The organism is Caloramator australicus RC3, assembly GCF_000297115.1.
Lineage (GTDB): Bacteria > Bacillota > Clostridia > Clostridiales > Caloramatoraceae > Caloramator > Caloramator australicus.
Map to the genome: position 1 here is coordinate 26,644 of NZ_CAKP01000138.1, position 18,823 is coordinate 45,466.

An 18,823-nucleotide genomic window follows, 5' to 3' on the forward strand; every position below is an offset into this window, starting at 1 on the left:
TTAAACCTCCCGTCTAACAATCATCATTATATGCTTTGCAGTTTCATAAGCTGATTTGTCATTGATAACTAAAAAGTGTGCACATTTTTGATATATCTTATGCCTTTTATTATATAGCTCATATATTGCATTATGATTATCCTTCAGCAAAGGTCTTTTTTCAATATCAATATCCTTTAATATATCCTTTAAATCTCTTTTTATATAAAAGACTAAAGAATTTTCCCTCAATATCTTTATGTTTTCTTCAACTGTAATAACGCCCCCGCCCGTGGCTATCACTTTTTTTGATCCTGCTATAATCTCTTTTAAGGATTCTGATTCTAATTTTCTAAAAAATTTTTCTCCTAAATTTTCAAAAATATAATCAATTCTCATCCCACATTTATTCTCAATGTATTCATCTAAATCAACAAAATAGTATCCTAATCCTTCTGCTAATATTCTTCCAATTGTAGTTTTCCCACAGCCGGGCATTCCTATTAAAGAAATATTCTTCACTCTTTAACCTCCTAATCATTTTTAATGGTTATCTGCTCACTTAAATAAGTTAAATAATCGTCATAAACTCCCTTGGCAGATATATTGTAAGTAATGTATCCTACTCCATTAGTGCAGATTATCTTTATATAAGCATATCTTTTACCAAGTAGGGTCTGTGAAACGTTAATATAGTCACCTTCGAATAATAAATAAAATTGCCTGTTTCCAGTAAAAATCTTATTTTTAATCCCTTCTATTGCATAATTAAGTCCTATTTCAGCATAATATTTAGATTGAGTTTTATTTTTTATTTGATATATCTCATTGAAATTATTGTAAGCTGTATTTAATGCAAAAAATGATATACTCATTAAGACAGCAAAAATAATTATAAGGATTAGTTCTACAAATCCCTTTTTACCGTTTTTTAACGATAACTTTATTAACATAGCTTCCCGATGATATATGAATTTCATAAACTCCCCTTCCAAGATCTATAACGTTAAAATAATTTATTTTATCTACTACTGGAGTAGAGTTATATTCATAAATTAAAACATCTTTGTTTAGATAAATTTTTTTGTTGTCAACCGTCAAAATACCATTATTAAAATAAATATTTTTAGAACTAAGTATTTTATCTTGTAAAAATTCTGTAGCAATTCTTATATTTTCTCTACCCTCTAGACCTTTAAAAATATTTTTATATAACTTGTTTGAAAACATAAAAAACTCAATAGTCAGAATAAATGTTAGACTAATTACTAAAAAATATATAATAACTTCCATTAATAAGTAACCTTTGTTTTTCATAATGGTTTAGCATAAAAAAGCTCTACCTCACTCCTTATTCCTTTACATTTAATTTTAAATATTTCAAAACCATAATTATTGAATACTTTTATCATCAATTGATATCTTTTATCTTCTTGAACATTAAAATTTAAATTTAAAAAATTTCTAACACCAAATAAAAGTATTTCACTTTTCAATTCATCAAAATCATCAAATGGGACGATAACCTCTAGTGGCCCTATCCTTTCTTCTTCAGATTTATACAACTCAACAATGCTTCTACATGTATTTAGCATATATTCAATTTCATCGGCTTTAAATATATTGTTTAACATTTTATTATTTAAATTAATAAATGACATTAAAAGAATTGATACAATCCCAGCAATCACAATTGTTCTAATAACAATAAACCCCTTTTTCATAATCATCACTACTTATCTGTAATCCTCGTAAATCCAATTGTTAAAGTTATCTTTTTTATCGTATTAGTTTTTTTATTTATTAAAACAATCGTGCAGGCATAAGGAGAAACACTTCCATTAGAATTAAAGGTTAATAGACCACTAGTTGGAATAGTGCTTAAACTTTTTGAAATAATTATATCCTTCGGAAAATAGGTCTTTTTTACAAACTTAAGTCCCTGTGAAACATTATAGCCTATGTAATCATTAGATTTATCGTCTTTAATAAAAGCGAAAGTTACTTCTACCCCCTTTGAATATGCCATAATTTTGCTAAGTTTTAAATCGCTTATCAGCATATTCTTCGAATATCCCAAAAAAATATTACTATAATTTTTAAAAGGGAAAACAAGTCCTGAAAAAACTAATAGCATAATTGATATTGATAAGGTAAATTCTAATAAAGTAAACCCCTTTTTCATAATCACCACTAAAACAATAATTTATTAATTATAAACTCCCCAAACAAAATAGAAATTACTGCTCCAATCGAAATAAAAGGACCAAATGGGATATAATCCTTTCTTGATTTAATTTTTAATATTATTAGGATACCTCCGACAATTCCACCAATTATAAAAGATAAAAATAAAGTAACTAATGTCAACCTAACTCCCAAAAATAGACCAATAATGAATAAAAGCTCTGCATCTCCCCATCCCATTCCATTAGTCAATAGAATAATCAACGAAATGACTCCTCCACCGATTAAAGAGCCAATTATATAAATCATAATACTTCCTTCAACAAAGAAACTAATAATTGCAAAAGCTATTCCTACAATTAATCCCACAATTATAGTATTAGTATAAATATCAGTAGTAAAATAATCGATAACACCAATTACAATAACTAAAGATGCCAAAAAAGCAAATTTTATAAACTCTAAATTAAGCCCATATTTAATATAGATTAAAAAATATAAAATAGCATTTAAAAATTCAATAAATGGATAAACAGGAGATATCCTGGCTTTACAATATCTACATCTGCCTCTTAAAACCGCATAACTAATCAAAGGAATTAAATCTTTCAATTTAAGGTTTAATTTACAGTTCGGACAATGGGAGGGAGGAAAAACTATCGATTCCTCCCTTGGAATTCTATATATACAAACATTTAAAAAACTTCCTATTATAAGCCCAATAATAAAAATCAATATTGCCAAAATAATTCCCCCTGTATCTATAAATTAAAATTATTTAAAAGTTCAAACATCGGAAGCATTATAGATAAAACCAAAAAACCTACATGCACTGATATGATAATTATTATTATGGGGTTGATTATATTTACTAACGATTTTAATCTTTTTAAAATCTCTGCATTTAAAAAATTCGATATATTTTTCAGTGAATCTTCCAATTCACCAGTTTCCTCACCAACTGAAATTAATTCAATAAAAAACAAAGGAAAAGTTCTACTTATATTGAAAGCTTCTGATATACTTTTCCCCAGTTTAATGTCATTTATTGCTCTTTCAACATCTTCATACATAATTAGGTTCCCTATAAGTTTTTTTGATGATTCAAGAGCTTCTATAATGGAACCTCCACTTTCTAATATTAAAGCTAAACATTTTGTGAATCTTGATATTTCTAAATTAGTTTTTATATCTTTATATAAAGGGACACTTAACATAATCCTGTGATAAAACATTTTTATCCTTTTGTTCCTTACAATGGACAAAACAAAAAATGCCAAAATCATAAAAGTAAAACCTAAAATAAAATAATAAAAAATTTTGTTAAAATAAATTGCATATTTTGTTATTTGCGGCAACTCTTTAATATTAAGTTCCCGGAATAAAACAAAAATTTAGGAATTACTTGTTTGGAAATAATTAAAAAGGCAACAAATGATGTCGATAGTAAAAATATAGGATAATAAATGGCTTCCTTAAGTTTTGCTTCAAAATTGTATTCTTCTTCATAATAGCTAGAAAGTTCTAAAAAAATTTCCTCAAGTTTTCCTGTATTTTCACCAATTTTTATTAATTCAATTACAAAGTCAGGGAAGCATCCAGTAAGTTTCATTGACTCGCTCAAACTATTGCCAATAGCTATATATTGAAAAATATTATTAAGAATATTATTGTATTTTCTATTCCTCAAAAAACCTTTTAATATATTGATACCTTTAACTAAATTAATTCCTGAAGATATAACAAAATAAAAGCATCTAAATAAATTTGACAAATCACGTTTTGAAAAGCAAAAAGTTTTTATATTAACAGAACCCCCCTTAAGGATTTTATTTTTTAATTCAATCCTAAGGGGTAGCATAAAAAACACCTCTTTATAGTCTCATTAATCTTTCCATAATATCCCTATCTACAGCATGGGTTAAAGCGTCTTCTTGTGATATCAATCCTTTTTTGTAAAGTTCAACCAAAGATGAATCCATAGTCTTCATTCCATATTTTCCACCTGTTTGAACTACAGAATCTATTTGATGCGTTTTCCCTTCTCTAATTAGATTTCTCACTGCAGGAGTTGCGACCATTATTTCCATAGCACAAACTCTTCCAGAAGCATCAGCTCTTGTTATAAGCTGTTGAGAAATAACACCCTCTAATACAGCTGCAAGTTGCACCTTTATTTGCTGTTGTTGATGGGGTGGAAAAACATCAACTATTCTATCTATAGTTTTTGAAGCTCCAATGGTATGGAGTGTTGATAATACCAAATGTCCAGTTTCTGCAGCGGTAATTGCTATTGATATAGTTTCAAGATCCCTCATCTCGCCAACCAAAATAACATCAGGGTCTTCTCTTAGGGCAGCCCTTAGTGCACTTGCATAGGATTTTGTATCATAGCCAATTTCCCTTTGATTAACAATGCTTTTTTTATGTTTATGTAAATATTCTATAGGATCTTCCAATGTAATTATATGGCAATTACGGGTATTGTTAATTTCGTTTATCATTGCTGCTAATGTTGTAGATTTTCCACTTCCTGTTGGTCCTGTGACCAATATCAATCCTCTTGTTTTTGTGCAAAGTTCTTTTAAGACTGGAGGCATTCCTAATTTTTCAAGGGTTGGAATCTGAAGAGCAACTATTCTAATCGCCAGTGCATCGCTCCCTCTTTGTTTAAAAATGTTTATTCTAAATCTTCCAACACCTTGAATAGAGTAGGATAAATCTATTTCACCATTTTTTATATAATATTCATACTGATTTTCATTTAAAATGTGTTTAACAAATTGTTCCGTATCCTTAGGAGTTAACTTTTCTTCACCTATATGTTGTAGAACACCATTAATTCTAAAGGTTGGTGGAATACCAACAGTTATATGAATATCTGATGCTTCAAGTTCAACAGCCTTTTTTAGCAATTCATCTACACTAAGCAATGTCCATTCCCCCTTAATCATATAAATAAGCTATTTTTAAATATTCATCAAAGGTTGTAATCCCTTGGACAACAAGCGTTTTGCAATACTCTATTAAATTTTTATAATCTGAGCATGTTTCTTTTATTTTTATCTCATTAAAATTGTTTGCAATAACCTCCCTTTGTTTTTCTTTAATCTGCAAAAGTTCAAAAATACCAATTCGGCCCTTATAACCAGTAAAATTACATTTTCTACATCCTTTAGCCTTATAAATATTTTGGTCCCACCCCAAAGTCTTCATTTCAAAATTTGAAGGCTTATATTCTTCTTTACAATTGGGGCAAATTTTTTTTACAAGTCGTTGTGATATTATAAGATTAATTGCTGAAGCTAATAAATATGGCTCTATTTTCATTTCTAGTAATCTAGTTATAGTTGTAAAAACATCATTCGTGTGAAACGTAGAAAGAACTAAATGTCCTGTAACTGCTGCTCTAACTGCAATCTCTGCAGTTTCCTTATCTCTTATCTCACCTATCATTATAACATCCGGATCCTGCCTTAAAATAGCCCTAAGTCCCGTTGCAAAATTGAGCCCTGCCTTTGGATTAACATTTATTTGATTTATTCCATCAATAGAATACTCTACTGGATCTTCAATCGTCATAACATTAAGGCTTTCCTTATTTAATAACTTTAAAATAGAATATAAGGTCGAGGATTTACCGCTACCTGTTGGACCCGTAACTAAAATAATACCATTACCTTTGCTTAATGCACCAAGTAAAATTTTTTTATGTTCTTCTGCCATACCTATTTGATTTAAATCTAATATTTTAGATTCCCTATATAAAATCCTTATCACAATTTTTTCAGAATAACAAGTAGGGATTGTTGAAACCCTTAAATCATAATTTATTTCATTTGATTTAACAGAAAATTTTCCATCCAATGGAATCCTCTTTTCTGCAATATCCATGTTTGCAAGGAACTTAATCCTGTTAGTAATTAAATTATAAGCTTCATAGGATATTCTTAAAATCTCGTTAAGTTCTCCATCAATCCTTATTCTTACTCGTGCATATTTTTCAAAGGGCTCAATATGAACATCGCTAGCATTCTTAAAAACTGCATACTCTATTATCCAATCAAGTAAATTAGAGACGGATGTTAAATCATAATATCTATTTTTGGATAAAAAATTGGTAGTAGGTTTTATTTTTAGTTTTAATATCTCTTTATGAGAAAAATTTTCTAGATCTCTAATCACTATTTCATTTGAATTTTCATTCACACCTAGAACCATTCTATTTTCATTTACATACAGTGGAATAATATTGTTATTTTTCAGTATAAGATGTTCTCTTTGAATAATATCATCTAAATAAAACAAATCTAAACTTATTCCATCAAAATTTAAATTTTGAACTTCCATTTTATCACCTGTAAAAATTTTCTTATTATAATTTTTACAGGTTTTTACATTTTTAAAACATCTTTATTAAGAATTTCTATTATTTTATCTGTTAATTTAATATCTAAATTTGTTCCATTCCAAACTTCCTGAGCCTTTATCGCCTGGTAAACCAGCATTGCCATTCCATTATAGGAAGGAATATTAAATTGTTTTGCCCATTTCATTAGGATTGTTTCCTTTGGATTATAAATTAAGTCATAAACAATACTAAAATTAGCAATGATGTCTCTTTCTATAGGTAAAATATCCAAATCCGGATTCATACCTAATGGAGTGCAATTGATTAAAATATCCCCTTTTCCTTTCTTTGATAGCTCATAATAATCAATAAGTTCCACATCCAGATCCTTTTTATTTTTTTTGTTCCTTGTTACAGCAATTATTTTCTTTGAATTTAAATCCTTTAGGGCTTGAATAACAGCCCTTGATGCTCCACCTGTTCCTAAAACATAAACTATCTTATTTTTAACATCAATGTTATATTTTGATAATGATCTAATAAAGCCAAAATAATCCGTATTATAACCTATAGAATATCCTTCCATAAACTTTATCGTATTAATTGAGCCTATATTTTTAGCTTCCAAAGATAATTCATCAACCAATTCTATAGTTTTTATTTTATATGGAATAGTTACATTGATACCCTTTATTTTTAATATTTTAAATCCTTCAAAGGCTAAATTTAACTTATCCTCTTCAACTTCAAATAAACAATATAATCCATTGATATTTAATTCTTTTAAAATAATGTTATGTATTATTGGCGAAAAGCTATAACCAAGTTTTTTGCCTAATAGCCCATAAATTTCATTCATCTTTCATTATCTCCTTTGAATAGTTTAGGCTATTCCTTATTTTTCCTTCAAATTGTCTTATTAATTTTGTAGTAATAAATTCTTTTTTTTCTGTAGGATCTACTAAAATAGTAATAATCCCGCACCTTTTGGCACCTAAAACATCAGTATAAATCTGATCTCCTATACAACAGGTCTCAGTAGGTTTAGAATTTAATATCTTTAATGCCCCTTCAAACATTTTTTTCATGGGTTTAATTCCAAGAGCTGAATAATATTCTATATCAATGTTTCCTTTAAACCTTGTTATTCTCCTTTTAGAGCTATTAGATAATAGACATACTTTAAAACCTTCATTAACAAGATAATTTAAAAGCTCCTTTGCTCTTTCATCTGGATTCTTTGCTCCCCAATACATTAATGTATTATCTATATCAACAATTAACGATTTTATTCCTATTTTTTTTAGTTTAGAAAAATCAATTGAATAAATACTTGGAACATAAAAATCCGGTCTTATATCCCTTAACATACAGCACCTCATAATATAGTATTCACATATATTATACATGTAGCGAATATTAATATAAAGTTTTTTTTAGAAAATTTTACATAAAAAGAGCATTCCAGATTTTCTGAAATGCCCTTAAACCTTCATAGCCTTTGCAAGTTTTTTAAGAGCCCTTTTTTCTATTCTTGAAACATACGACCTTGATATCCCAAGCATTTTAGCAATTTCCCTTTGTGTTAAAGGCTCACCTGATATTCCATATCTCAATTCGATTATTATTTTTTCTTTTTCATCTAAAATTTTATTTATAAGGGTCTTTAGTTTTTTTGTTGAAATCTTATTGTCTACTTCATCTACTATTTTTTCACTATCTGTTCCTAGTATATCAATAAGGCATATCTCATTGCCTTCCTTGTCAACTCCGATTGGATCTTGAAGGTAGACTTCAGATTTTGATTTTTTAGTGCTCCTTACATGCATTAAAATCTCATTTTCTATACACCTTGCTGCATAGGTTGCAAATCTGCTTCCCTTTGCCTTATCAAAAGTCTCAATCGCTTTTATAAGACCAACTGTTCCTATGGATATCAAATCATCAGAATCCTTTGGATTAGGGTTAAACTTTTTAATGACGTGGGCAACTAATCTTAAATTACGAGTTATAAGTTCGTTTTTTGCCTTCTGATCACCCTTTTTATAAGCTAAAAATAATTCTCTTTCCTCCTCCTCTGTAAGGGGCTGTGGAAAAGACTTGCCATTCGTTAGATATCCAATAAAATTTTCTGTAGTTTCAATAATTAGAAGAATAATTTGCAGCAACTAAGTTTCACCCCCCAGGTGGCTATGTATTATAATATGCCAACTGGAGGGTATTTGTTACTAATTTTTCGCTAAAATTTGTTTTATTTTTGCTATTAATATATCTATTGCTACCTTATTACATCCACCCTCTGGTATTATAATATCCGCATATCGTTTTGTTGGCTCAACGAATTGCATATGCATTGGGCGGACAACATTCATATATTGATCTATTACCGAATCTATTGTTCTTCCTCTTTCCTTAATATCCCTTTGAATTCTTCTAATAATTCTAACATCGGCATCGGTATCAACAAATATTTTAATATCTAACAAATTTCTAATTTCTGGTTCTGCCAATATAAGTATCCCTTCCAAAATAATTATATCCTTTGGTTCAACCTTTATAGTTTCTTTCTTGCGATTATGGACCTCAAAATCATACATTGGCTTTTCTATTGCTTCCCCATCAAGAAGCATTTTAAGGTGTTTTACTAAAAGTTCTGTATCAAAGGCATCGGGATGGTCATAGTTGGTCTTTTTTCTCTCTTCTAATGTTAGGTGACTTTGATCCTTGTAGTAGGAATCTTGTTCAATTACTGCTATACTTTCCCCCGGCAGACTATAAAATATCTCATTTGCAACAGTGCTTTTTCCTGAACCAGTTCCACCTGCAATCCCAATTAATATAGGTCTACTCATCTTTATCCCCTTTCTCTTTAACCAACATATCATATGGTTTTAATTTTTTATCCGTTTTTATTTTATATATCATCTGTGGATGTGGAGTAGAATCTATTTCTTCTCCTTCAGCATTCCACATATGCTCTAATGTTAAGGTAAAATTGTCACCCTTTGGAGTTAAAATTTCAACCATATCACCCTTGAATATTTTATTTCTTTGTTCTATTGTAGCTACTTTGCTATTTTCATCGTAATCAACAACGATTCCGACAACATCATGGGTTCTTATATATGAAGATGTTGAATAAATTTGCTTTTGTGGTTTACCAAAATAAAAACCAGTTGAAAATTCCCTATGGCTTGCCTTTGAAACCTCTTCAAGCCACTTAGGATTAAATTTATAATTATCCTTATCCTCAAGATAAGCATCAATTGCTTGTCTATAAGCTTTAACAACCGTTGCTACATAATAGGAACTTTTCATTCTACCTTCTATTTTAAAGCTTGTTATTCCACTTTCAACTAGTTCAGGGATATGTTCTATCATGCACAAATCATTAGAATTTAATATATATGTTCCACGTTCATCTTCATATATTGGGAAATACTGCCCAGGTCTTTTCTCTTCAACTAAATAATATTTATACCTACAGGGGTGAGCGCAAGCACCTCTGTTGGCATCTCTGTAGGTCATATAATTTGATAAAAGGCATCTTCCTGAATAGGATATACACATCGCCCCATGAACAAATGCTTCTAGTTCTAAGTCCTTTGGAGCCATTTTTTTTATTTCCTTTATTTCCTTTAAAGATAACTCCCTTGCAAGAACTACCCTTTTTGCTCCAAGCTTATACCAAAACTCACAGGTTTTATAGTTTGTATTGTTTGCCTGAGTGCTTATATGAACTTCCATATCAGGTGCAACTTCCTTAACTATTGAAAAAACACCTGGGTCTGATACTATTATAGCATCTACGCCTATATCATTTAAGGTCTTTATATATATAGGCATACCCTTTAAGTCCTCGTTATGTGCAAAAATATTAACTGTAACATAAACCTTTGCACCATGTTCATGGGCAAATTTAAGTCCTTTCTTCATATCCTCAAGGTCAAAATTATCCGCCATAGCCCTAAGGCTATAGGCTTCACCGCCTATATAAACTGCATCTGCTCCATATAGAACAGCAACTTTGAGCTTTTCAAGATTTCCAGCTGGTGCTAAAAGTTCTATCTTCAATATTACACCTCCTTAATCTTAAGGCTTATTGCAAGCCCATCTCCTATAGGAAGAACGACGGTTTCTAAATTAGGATGATTCGATATCGCATCAAGATATCTTCTAAGTCTTTTAACTATTGTAATTTTTCTTCTTTTTACAAGTTCATTTGTTGCTATCATTCCTCTAAATAAAACATTGTCAGATATTAGCATCCCGCCATCTTTTAAAAGCCTTAGACAATCAGGTAAAAAATGAATATAATGTCCCTTCGCAGCATCTAAGAAAATAAGGTCGAACTTTCCTTCAAGATTTGGCAAAACCTCACCTGCTTCACCAAAGATTATTTTTATTCTATTATTAAGGTTTGCTTTGTTTATATTTTCCATTGCTTTATTTAACATAGTTTCGTCTCTTTCTATGGAAGTGATTTTGCAATCTTCACATGCCTTTGCCATTAGAATAGCAGAATAACCTATTGCTGTCCCAACCTCTAAAATATTCTTAACATCATTTCCTTTTATTAATATCTTCAAGAGCTGTCCAACTTCCTTATGGATTATTGGAACACTATTTTTTGCTGCATAATCTTCTAATTCAAGTAGTATTTCATCCTTTTGTTGTATTAACCCTCTAATATAATCTTCGACATAGTCATGAACTATACTACTCATTTTTCCCTCCATGCAATATAAATGCTTATATATATTTTAACACAACTTAATTGCAAATATTTTGTTGAAATTTGTTGATATTAACTTTTTAAATTATAGCACTTAATTTTATTTAACTCAAGCAGCAAAAGGGTAATAAATAAAAGGAGTAGTTATAACATACTACTCCTAGAAAATGCTTTATTCTTATTTAAATAAGCAATTACAAAAACAACAGTTATCACACTAACAAGTATCGCCAAGGGTGAAAAAAGTAATTCATTATTGATAACTCCTGCCACATTGAAACTTATGTGTATTATAATTGGCACCCATATAGTTCTTTCCCAATAATATAAAATTCCAAGAACTAAGCCTAATAATGCTGCATAAAGTCCCTGTATTAAATTCATATGATAAACACCAAATATAACGCTTTGCAAGGCTAAAGCCAAATAAATATTAATATTATTCTTAAGCTCATTAAAAATCATACCTCTAAACATAATCTCCTCAAATATAGGCCCAATTAATAATACAGCTATTATAATTAAAGCTATATTATTACCAATAGCATATTCGGTTATTTTGTTATAATCATTTACGGCATTTCTAAATAAATCAGACATTGATAAAATTCCAACTAGAAATCTAATTAATATTGAAAACGATGATCCTAAAAGTATATATAATATTACCTTGATGAAAGAAACTCTTGAAAAATTGCAAACTTTTACAAGGTCTAAATTTCTTGATTTATAAATAAAATAGTAAATCCCTAATGCAACTATCTCGGCAACTACCATTGAGATCAAACCATACTGACTAAAAAATTTTTCCATAACTATAATCATAGAATCGTCATTGATTTTATCTGGATTTTGAATAACATATATTATTCCTCTAATAAAAGCAATAATAAAAACATATCCAAAGTTTAATGCAAAATACACCAATCCAAACATTATTAGTAGTCCGATGAGTTTTAGTATTTTTTTCAACCATAACACCTTCTTAATCAGATTTAATATATTTATTTTCCACTTTAACACAAAAATAAAATAAGATAAATGGGTAAATATTCCCATTTATCTTTTAATCCTTTCAAAAACCGTTAATAGCATTAATCCTAAAATTCCCGCAGTAACAAATTCACCAAATCCAATTGTCCCAACGGTAACCCAATAGGGGCTAATGCCCTTTATTTTCACTTCCTCTCCAATAAATTGTTGAACCCATATTGCAACTATAAAGGCATTTAAGAAGATAGGTGGCAGCACGGCAAGATATTTATTAGGCATTTTTGAAGTTAAATATGCTGCAAGTAACGTTGTTAAACTTCCAAAAACAATATCTACCCATCCTAACCCACCGAAATAATTAGCAAAAATGCATCCGACAAAAAGTCCGGGAATAGCTGCAGGTTCAACAAAAGGTAATACAGTCAGGGCTTCTGAAATTCTAAATTGAACAGGCCCATAGGATATCGGCATCAAAAATATCGTAAGCACAGCATAAACTGCAGCTATTATCCCTGCCTTCGTTAGATATTGAATTTTTCCCCTATCCATGGCAACCTCCATATTATAAGTTTGGATTTAAATCAATTCCAATTGTATCAGTAATTATCTTAAAAATATCCTGCCATAAGGTTAAAAATCTCATTTCAGCTTCTAAAAATTCTTTAACTTCTGGATTTAAACTAATAATATTAGATAAACTTTCAAAGGCCTTAATCTGATCTTCGCTAGGCTGTTTACCTTGAAGCTGAATAGAGTAAATTTCAAATTGCATTTTTCTTAGGTCTTCCACCATTTTTTTGTATTTTTCATTTGAATTGATCTTGTCAAGGGCTTTTTTGTAGTTTACAACTTCAGGCGTATTTTTAAGTTCCCTTGCAAATTCGTGAACTTTGTCATAAATATACAAAGAAACCACCCCCTAAAGTAAAATTTATATTTCCATAATTATAGGTAATATCATTGGTTTTCTCTTAGTCTTTTCATATAGAAAATCCCTTAAAATATCTCTTATATTTGATTTTATTGTAGCCCATTCAGTAATTTGATTGCTTAGACATTCATCTATTGCTTTTTTTACTAGTTTTTTTGCCTCTTCAATAAGGTCCTCCGACTCTCTTACATAAACAAATCCCCTTGATATAATATCCGGTCCTGCTAAAATTTTCCCATTTGATCTGTCGATGGTAACAACAACAGTTAAAATTCCATCTTGAGATAAATGCTTTCTATCCCTTAAAACTATGTTTCCAACATCTCCAACTCCAAGGCCATCAACAAGAACCTGGCCTGCTGGGATATTACCATTTAATTTTGCTCCATCTTTAGTAATTTCAAGAACCTGTCCTATCTCAGCAATAAATATATTTGATCTATCCATCCCTAGTTTTTCTGCTAAAAAGGCATGCTGTTTTAAGTGCCTAAATTCACCATGAACAGGCATAAAATATTTGGGCCTTGTAAGGGTATGGATAAGTTTCAATTCCTCTTGGCAAGCATGGCCAGAAACATGAACATCAGCAAGGGATTGATAATAAACATTAGCTCCCTTTTTAAATAATTGATTTATAACTCTTGAAATTAATTTTTCATTACCAGGAATAGGAGTTGCTGAAATAATAACAAGGTCTCCCTCTTTTATTTCAACCTTCTTGTGCTCAGAAGTCGACATCCTTGCAAGGGCCGACATTGGTTCCCCTTGACTTCCCGTTGTTAAAATTACTATTTGTTTATCGTTATATCTGTTTATATCATCAATGCTAATTAAAAGCCCCTCTGGTATATCAAGATAACCAAGGGCATAGGCCACCTCAACGATATTTTCTACGCTTCTTCCTGATACCGCAAGCTTTCTATTGAATTTACAAGCAGAATTTATAATCTGCTGAATTCTATGGACATTTGATGCAAAGGTTGCAACTATAATCCTGCCCGTAGCCTCTTGGAATATGTTATCAAAGGTCTCTCCAACAACCCTTTCAGACATCGTATAACCTGGTCGTTCAACATTTGTGCTATCAGCAAGTAGTAGAAGAACTCCCTTTTTTCCCAGTTCAGCAAATCTTGCAAGATCCATAGTCGCCCCATCAATTGGTGTATAATCTATTTTAAAATCTCCAGTATGAACTATTGTCCCAAGGTTTGTATGGATGGCCAATGAGCATGAATCTGCAATGCTGTGGCAGTTTCTTATAAATTCTACCTTCATAGTATCAAGCTCCACAATATCCCCTGCGGTTACAACCCTCAGATCAGATGTGGTTAAAAGCCCATGATCCTTAAGCCTTGTTTCAACAATTCCAAGGGTTAATCTTGTTCCATATACAGGGACGTTTAACTGCTTTAAAATATAAGGAAGTCCACCAATGTGGTCCTCATGACCGTGGGTTAAAAATATCCCCTTAACTTTATCTTTATTTTTAATTAAATACGAAACATCAGGAATAACAACATCTATTCCGAACATCTCTTCTTCTGGAAACATAAGACCACAATCTATAACAATTATCTCATTTTTATATTCAATCATGGTCATATTTTTCCCTATTTCATTAACTCCGCCCAATGGAACAATCTTTAGTTTATCTTTTTTTGTCAAGCAAATTCCCTCCTTTATATCCGACATAACTTCTATATGTATTTTACCACAAAATCCAAAATATATATAATCATTATGTTAAAAAATAAAGCATGAAAAGCTGTCAAGCAGCTTTCATGCATTTTACTTGCACCTTTTACAATAGCCGTAAAACTTAACATCATGGTTTTCTATTGAAAAATCATATTTCTTTGATATCCTATCCTCCAAAACCTCTAATAAATCATCCTCCACCTCTTCAATTGCGCCGCACTTTAAACAAATTAAGTGGTGATGTTGATGATCCTCTGTGCTATGGACCAATTCATATCGACTAACACCATCATCAAAATTCATTTTATACAGAATACCCATTTTTTCAAGAAGCTGAACAGTTCTATATACGGTTGCTAAACCTATTTCTGGGCATTCCATTTTTACTTGATCATAAATTTCCTCTGGCGATAAGTGTTTTCCTTCATTATCAATTATAACATTTAAAATTGCTCTTCTTTGTGGCGTTAATTTATAACCTCTTTCCTTTAAATCTTGTTTTAGTTTTTCTGTTTCTTCCTTTGTCATCATTATAATAACACCCCAATGAAAAATTTTCATTAGTTAAATTTTACATTGGTAATTCTTTATTGTCAATAGAATCTCAATTGAAAAAAGTTATTTTTTATCCTTTTTAGCCAAACTGCACTTGGAACAATTGCCGCTGCAATTAAAGCAAGAAATTAATTTTGTCCTACACCTTGGGCAAATGACAGAATCTTTAACAACATATCCACAGGTTGGACATTTTATTTCCATAATATCACCTTCATATTAAGATAAGTGCTAATATTCCACCAACTAAAAATGCCATGATAAAGCTTCCTATCCAAATTGATAATGCCTCCTGTTTACTCCTTTCCTTAAACATTACTATTATAGAAGCAATACATGGAACAAAAAGAGTGATAGTAACAAGTGAAACCACCGTCTGTTCAGGAGTTAAAACTAAATCTGTAAGACCTGCCGCACCAAAATCTCTTCTTATTATTCCCATTATAAATGCATTAGCAGCTTCCTTGGGAAGTTTTAAAATATTAACTGTAAATGGTGCAAAGAAGTTTTGAATATAGATTAATAAATTTGTTTCATTTAAAAACGTTATAATTAATGCACCAAGAGCAAATAACGGAGTTGCTTCTTTTAAAAACATCCAGGTTTTAGTCCATGTCTTTTTAAGCACATTGGAAAGTCTTGGTATTCTTACTGGTGGCAAATCTATAAATAAATATGATGATTCTCCAGGCAACAATTTATTTAAAATCGTTCCTGTTAGTGCAAATACTATAAATATAGTGGTCAAGTATATTAATAGATATTTCGCTCCAAGTGGCGCTATCATCCCAGCAATAACACCAAGCTGTGCAGAGCATGGAATAGTAAGCCCTAATAGTGCTGTTGCAATAATTTTTTCCCTTCTTGTTCCTAAAAGCCTTGTTGTGATCGTTGCCATAGTTATGCATCCAAAACCAAGTATTATAGGTATTATTGCCCTTCCATTTAAACCAAAGAAGGATAATACTTTATCAGTTAAAGCTGCAATTCTTGGAAGATAGCCCGAATCCTCAAGCAAGGACATAAAGAAATAAAAAGCCACAACAAGGGGCATTAAAAGGCCTAAAACATATGTTGGAGTTAAAGTAAATAATCCAAATTCCCCTGCAAAGGCTCTAAATAATGCGCTATTTCCCCCAAATAAGTTAGAAAATATATTTTTTATAAGTGGTTCATAGTAACCCTGCATTATAGTCTCTTCCGTTATCCCAACTATAGTTCCAGCAACAAACACTCCTATAACTTTATATATAACATATAAAACCGCAATTAAGAGTGGAATACCTGTAATTGGGTTTAACATAAAGTATCCTATTTTTTGTCTTATCGTGCTTCTATCATAATCTTTTAGGACTACCTTTGAAACAATATCATCAACCCTCTGTCTTCTTAACCTATAAATTTCCTCTCTAAGATTTAGAGGTTCTAAATTATAGTTATTCAGCATCTCCTCATCATCTTCTAAAACCATCAAAGCTTCACTTTGCAATTGAACCTTATCCTTTATTCCTTCTAAATATTCTAAAATCTTTGGATGCATCTTCCCTAGCTTAGCATCATAAATTCTTTTCTTAACTTCGTCTATTCCCTTGCCTTGAATAGCAACAGTTGGAATTACCGGAACACCTAAAATTTCACTTAATTTATCTACATCAATCTTGATCCCATTTCTTTCCACATCATCCATCATATTAAGAGCAACTATTATTGGCTTTCCCATATCGATAAGTTGTAAAGTTAAGAATAAGTCCCTATCTAAATGAAGTGCATCAACTACATTTAAAATAATATCGCCATATATAATAACATCTTTTGCAACTCTCTCTTCATCATTAAAAGACGAAACTCCATATACACCTGGTGTATCCATAACAACGTCTTTACCAAATTTTCCATGGGAGATATCAACTGTCGTTCCCGGAAAATTTGAGACATCTACATACATACCTGTCAATGCATTAAAAAACACAGACTTTCCAACATTTGGATTTCCTGCAAGGACTATTTTATTAGCCCCCTTAGGTATTTCAATCTTTAATCCTTCACAGCAGTTCATACATATCCTCCTTTAAGTTAATTTAGAACATCGATTTGAATTTTTTTTGCAAGTTCCCTTCCCACAGCTATCTCCTGCAATCTGTTTCCAATTATAATGGGCCCAAAGGGTATTTTAGCCGAACACTTTACATTAGCACCTTCATATAGTCCTAATCTTATGGCTTGAACTCTTATGTTATCATCGAGTATATTTTTAATAATTATTTTCTGACCAACCCTTGCCTTATCCAAAGTCATATGGCCACCTCCATATTTATGTAAATGATTTTTATTCTCATTATTATTATACAATTGGTGATAATGATTGTCAATATTACAATATTTTTTAAAATATTAATTTCATAACCCTACAAACGTTTATTTTTAATCATCTATAAGCCCTCTTGAATTCTTCAGCGGACTTAAAAATACTTTTGTAACGGTCTGATTTATTTTTCTGATTTAAACAAAATAAAGGTGAGCAAAACTATTATTTGCCCACCTGAATTTGAACATAGAACCAAATTAAAAAGGTAGGTAAATACCTACCTTAATTAGAATTCATCTTCTTCGTCATCTTCGAATTCTTCAAAGTCTTCCTCTTCTAGCCATTCCTCATAAGCCCTAGCAACTTTATCAAACTCTTCATCATCTTCTATAGCTGCTAAAGTTCCTTCTCCATTTTCATCCTCATCATATCTTAAAACAACAGCTTCATCATCTTCTGAATCTAGAGGATAAAGGACATAGTATAGTTTATCATCAACTTCTAAAGATGTGATAATCTCGAACTCTGTTTCAACGCCGTTTTCATCAGTTAAAACAACTATGTTTTCATGTTCATGGTCATGATGATGTTCATGTGACATAATTAACACCTCGTTTCATTTAATATATTGATATTTTAAGATTAAATGAAATTTTTGTCAACTATTATTTTCTATTTCTATCTAGATATGTCTGAAGAATAAAGGTTGCAGCAAGAGAATCAATAACTCCCTTCCTTTTTTTTCTTGAGAGGTCTGCATCAATAAGAACCTTTTCTGCAGCCATGGTGGTAAGCCTTTCATCCTCATATATCAATTCAATATTTATTTTTTCCAAAAGCTTTTCACAAAAATTCATAACTTTTTGTCCTGATTCACCTAACGTTCCATTCATGTTCTTTGGAAGACCCACCACCACCTTTTCTACTTGATAATCATTGATTATTTTTATTATTTCCTCCACATCGTTTTTAATACTTTTTCTTTCTAATGTTTTTAAACTTTGGGCAATCCATCCTAATGGATCGCTTAGGGCAATTCCTATCCTTTTTTCTCCAATATCAAGTCCTAAGATTCTCACTCTTTTTCCT

The 18,823-nt window shown here is 30.6% G+C and carries 25 protein-coding genes; all 25 read right to left on the reverse strand.

The genetic code is table 11. From position 1 onward, the window contains the following. On the reverse strand, window positions 1–501 hold the full coding sequence (locus CAAU_RS12775; RefSeq protein WP_008909850.1) for a shikimate kinase: 501 nt from the start codon (window positions 499–501) through the stop codon (window positions 1–3). A gap of 11 nt (window positions 502–512) precedes the next feature. After that, entirely contained in the window at window positions 513–959 is a 447-nt protein-coding gene (locus CAAU_RS12780; protein WP_207635477.1) for a hypothetical protein, read from the reverse strand. Next, a complete protein-coding gene (locus tag CAAU_RS12785) occupies window positions 901–1,272 on the reverse strand; it encodes a hypothetical protein (protein ID WP_156792099.1) in 372 nt (123 codons plus the stop codon). Before CAAU_RS12785 ends, CAAU_RS12780 begins: the two co-directional genes overlap by 59 nt. A 20-nt stretch (window positions 1,273–1,292) precedes the next feature. After that, complete coding sequence (locus tag CAAU_RS12790; RefSeq protein WP_040306734.1) at window positions 1,293–1,703, reverse strand: hypothetical protein; 411 nt, start codon at window positions 1,701–1,703, stop codon at window positions 1,293–1,295. 8 nt (window positions 1,704–1,711) lie between these two features. Beyond that, the gene (locus tag CAAU_RS12795; RefSeq protein ID WP_008909854.1) at window positions 1,712–2,164 is read right to left on the reverse strand and encodes a hypothetical protein; all 453 of its coding nucleotides are present in this window, start codon (window positions 2,162–2,164) and stop codon (window positions 1,712–1,714) included. Window positions 2,165–2,172: 8 nt separating this feature from the next. Then, on the reverse strand, window positions 2,173–2,910 hold the full coding sequence (locus CAAU_RS12800; protein WP_008909855.1) for a prepilin peptidase: 738 nt from the start codon (window positions 2,908–2,910) through the stop codon (window positions 2,173–2,175). A gap of 17 nt (window positions 2,911–2,927) precedes the next feature. Beyond that, the gene (locus CAAU_RS12805; protein WP_207635478.1) at window positions 2,928–3,401 is read right to left on the reverse strand and encodes a type II secretion system F family protein; all 474 of its coding nucleotides are present in this window, start codon (window positions 3,399–3,401) and stop codon (window positions 2,928–2,930) included. A gap of 110 nt (window positions 3,402–3,511) precedes the next feature. Next, window positions 3,512–4,027, reverse strand: coding sequence for a type II secretion system F family protein (locus tag CAAU_RS12810; protein ID WP_008909857.1), 516 nt, complete (start codon window positions 4,025–4,027; stop codon window positions 3,512–3,514). A 13-nt stretch (window positions 4,028–4,040) separates the two neighbouring features. After that, window positions 4,041–5,099 carry a type IV pilus twitching motility protein PilT gene (locus CAAU_RS12815; RefSeq protein WP_008909858.1) on the reverse strand — a complete coding sequence of 353 codons (1,059 nt, stop codon included), beginning with the start codon at window positions 5,097–5,099 and terminating at the stop codon, window positions 4,041–4,043. Window positions 5,100–5,112: 13 nt separating this feature from the next. Beyond that, on the reverse strand, window positions 5,113–6,516 hold the full coding sequence (locus tag CAAU_RS12820; protein ID WP_008909859.1) for a GspE/PulE family protein: 1,404 nt from the start codon (window positions 6,514–6,516) through the stop codon (window positions 5,113–5,115). A 44-nt stretch (window positions 6,517–6,560) separates the two neighbouring features. Continuing rightward, window positions 6,561–7,376 (reverse strand): shikimate dehydrogenase, encoded by an 816-nt coding sequence (aroE, locus tag CAAU_RS12825; protein WP_008909860.1) that lies wholly within the window; start codon window positions 7,374–7,376, stop codon window positions 6,561–6,563. Next, window positions 7,369–7,887: a YqeG family HAD IIIA-type phosphatase gene (locus CAAU_RS12830; RefSeq protein ID WP_008909861.1), complete on the reverse strand. Its 519-nt coding sequence runs from the start codon at window positions 7,885–7,887 to the stop codon at window positions 7,369–7,371. Before CAAU_RS12830 ends, aroE begins: the two co-directional genes overlap by 8 nt. Before the next feature lie 114 nt (window positions 7,888–8,001). Beyond that, window positions 8,002–8,685: an RNA polymerase sporulation sigma factor SigK gene (gene sigK, locus CAAU_RS12835; protein ID WP_008909862.1), complete on the reverse strand. Its 684-nt coding sequence runs from the start codon at window positions 8,683–8,685 to the stop codon at window positions 8,002–8,004. Between the two features lie 60 nt (window positions 8,686–8,745). Further along, window positions 8,746–9,369, reverse strand: coding sequence for a uridine kinase (gene udk / locus CAAU_RS12840; RefSeq protein ID WP_008909863.1), 624 nt, complete (start codon window positions 9,367–9,369; stop codon window positions 8,746–8,748). Next, window positions 9,362–10,594: a peptidase U32 family protein gene (locus CAAU_RS12845; protein WP_040306740.1), complete on the reverse strand. Its 1,233-nt coding sequence runs from the start codon at window positions 10,592–10,594 to the stop codon at window positions 9,362–9,364. The genes udk and CAAU_RS12845 overlap by 8 nt, the downstream gene beginning before the upstream one ends. Further along, the gene (locus CAAU_RS12850) at window positions 10,594–11,244 is read right to left on the reverse strand and encodes an O-methyltransferase (protein WP_008909865.1); all 651 of its coding nucleotides are present in this window, start codon (window positions 11,242–11,244) and stop codon (window positions 10,594–10,596) included. The genes CAAU_RS12845 and CAAU_RS12850 overlap by 1 nt, the downstream gene beginning before the upstream one ends. A gap of 152 nt (window positions 11,245–11,396) precedes the next feature. After that, window positions 11,397–12,224 carry a CPBP family intramembrane glutamic endopeptidase gene (locus CAAU_RS12855; protein WP_040306742.1) on the reverse strand — a complete coding sequence of 276 codons (828 nt, stop codon included), beginning with the start codon at window positions 12,222–12,224 and terminating at the stop codon, window positions 11,397–11,399. Between the two features lie 87 nt (window positions 12,225–12,311). After that, on the reverse strand, window positions 12,312–12,794 hold the full coding sequence (locus tag CAAU_RS12860) for a QueT transporter family protein (protein WP_008909867.1): 483 nt from the start codon (window positions 12,792–12,794) through the stop codon (window positions 12,312–12,314). A gap of 13 nt (window positions 12,795–12,807) precedes the next feature. Then, window positions 12,808–13,152, reverse strand: coding sequence for a YlbF/YmcA family competence regulator (locus CAAU_RS12865; RefSeq protein WP_008909868.1), 345 nt, complete (start codon window positions 13,150–13,152; stop codon window positions 12,808–12,810). A 24-nt stretch (window positions 13,153–13,176) separates the two neighbouring features. Beyond that, window positions 13,177–14,841, reverse strand: coding sequence for a ribonuclease J (locus CAAU_RS12870; RefSeq protein ID WP_008909869.1), 1,665 nt, complete (start codon window positions 14,839–14,841; stop codon window positions 13,177–13,179). A gap of 123 nt (window positions 14,842–14,964) precedes the next feature. Then, complete coding sequence (locus tag CAAU_RS12875) at window positions 14,965–15,405, reverse strand: Fur family transcriptional regulator (protein WP_008909870.1); 441 nt, start codon at window positions 15,403–15,405, stop codon at window positions 14,965–14,967. 238 nt (window positions 15,406–15,643) lie between these two features. Further along, window positions 15,644–17,485: a ferrous iron transport protein B gene (gene feoB, locus CAAU_RS12880; RefSeq protein WP_008909872.1), complete on the reverse strand. Its 1,842-nt coding sequence runs from the start codon at window positions 17,483–17,485 to the stop codon at window positions 15,644–15,646. Window positions 17,486–17,502: 17 nt separating this feature from the next. Beyond that, window positions 17,503–17,724 carry a FeoA family protein gene (locus CAAU_RS12885; RefSeq protein WP_008909873.1) on the reverse strand — a complete coding sequence of 74 codons (222 nt, stop codon included), beginning with the start codon at window positions 17,722–17,724 and terminating at the stop codon, window positions 17,503–17,505. Window positions 17,725–18,020: 296 nt separating this feature from the next. Then, a complete protein-coding gene (locus CAAU_RS12890) occupies window positions 18,021–18,335 on the reverse strand; it encodes a DUF1292 domain-containing protein (RefSeq protein ID WP_008909874.1) in 315 nt (104 codons plus the stop codon). Between the two features lie 64 nt (window positions 18,336–18,399). Beyond that, entirely contained in the window at window positions 18,400–18,813 is a 414-nt protein-coding gene (ruvX, locus tag CAAU_RS12895) for a Holliday junction resolvase RuvX (RefSeq protein WP_008909875.1), read from the reverse strand. Window positions 18,814–18,823 lie beyond the last annotated feature (10 nt).

Bases quoted from the DNA above. Each gene is read 5' to 3' on its own strand.
- CAAU_RS12780 (WP_207635477.1), bottom strand. From the start codon at position 959: ATGAAATTCATATATCATCGGGAAGCTATGTTAATAAAGTTATCGTTA.
- CAAU_RS12785 (WP_156792099.1), bottom strand. From the start codon at position 1,272: ATGGAAGTTATTATATATTTTTTAGTAATTAGTCTAACATTTATTCTG.
- CAAU_RS12790 (WP_040306734.1), bottom strand. From the start codon at position 1,703: ATGAAAAAGGGGTTTATTGTTATTAGAACAATTGTGATTGCTGGGATT.
- CAAU_RS12795 (WP_008909854.1), bottom strand. From the start codon at position 2,164: ATGAAAAAGGGGTTTACTTTATTAGAATTTACCTTATCAATATCAATT.
- CAAU_RS12805 (WP_207635478.1), bottom strand. From the start codon at position 3,401: ATGTTTTATCACAGGATTATGTTAAGTGTCCCTTTATATAAAGATATA.
- CAAU_RS12810 (WP_008909857.1), bottom strand. From the start codon at position 4,027: ATGCTACCCCTTAGGATTGAATTAAAAAATAAAATCCTTAAGGGGGGT.
- CAAU_RS12820 (WP_008909859.1), bottom strand. From the start codon at position 6,516: ATGGAAGTTCAAAATTTAAATTTTGATGGAATAAGTTTAGATTTGTTT.
- aroE (WP_008909860.1), bottom strand. From the start codon at position 7,376: ATGAATGAAATTTATGGGCTATTAGGCAAAAAACTTGGTTATAGCTTT.
- CAAU_RS12830 (WP_008909861.1), bottom strand. From the start codon at position 7,887: ATGTTAAGGGATATAAGACCGGATTTTTATGTTCCAAGTATTTATTCA.
- udk (WP_008909863.1), bottom strand. From the start codon at position 9,369: ATGAGTAGACCTATATTAATTGGGATTGCAGGTGGAACTGGTTCAGGA.
- CAAU_RS12850 (WP_008909865.1), bottom strand. From the start codon at position 11,244: ATGAGTAGTATAGTTCATGACTATGTCGAAGATTATATTAGAGGGTTA.
- CAAU_RS12860 (WP_008909867.1), bottom strand. From the start codon at position 12,794: ATGGATAGGGGAAAAATTCAATATCTAACGAAGGCAGGGATAATAGCT.
- CAAU_RS12875 (WP_008909870.1), bottom strand. From the start codon at position 15,405: ATGATGACAAAGGAAGAAACAGAAAAACTAAAACAAGATTTAAAGGAA.
- feoB (WP_008909872.1), bottom strand. From the start codon at position 17,485: ATGAACTGCTGTGAAGGATTAAAGATTGAAATACCTAAGGGGGCTAAT.
- CAAU_RS12885 (WP_008909873.1), bottom strand. From the start codon at position 17,724: ATGACTTTGGATAAGGCAAGGGTTGGTCAGAAAATAATTATTAAAAAT.
- CAAU_RS12890 (WP_008909874.1), bottom strand. From the start codon at position 18,335: ATGTCACATGAACATCATCATGACCATGAACATGAAAACATAGTTGTT.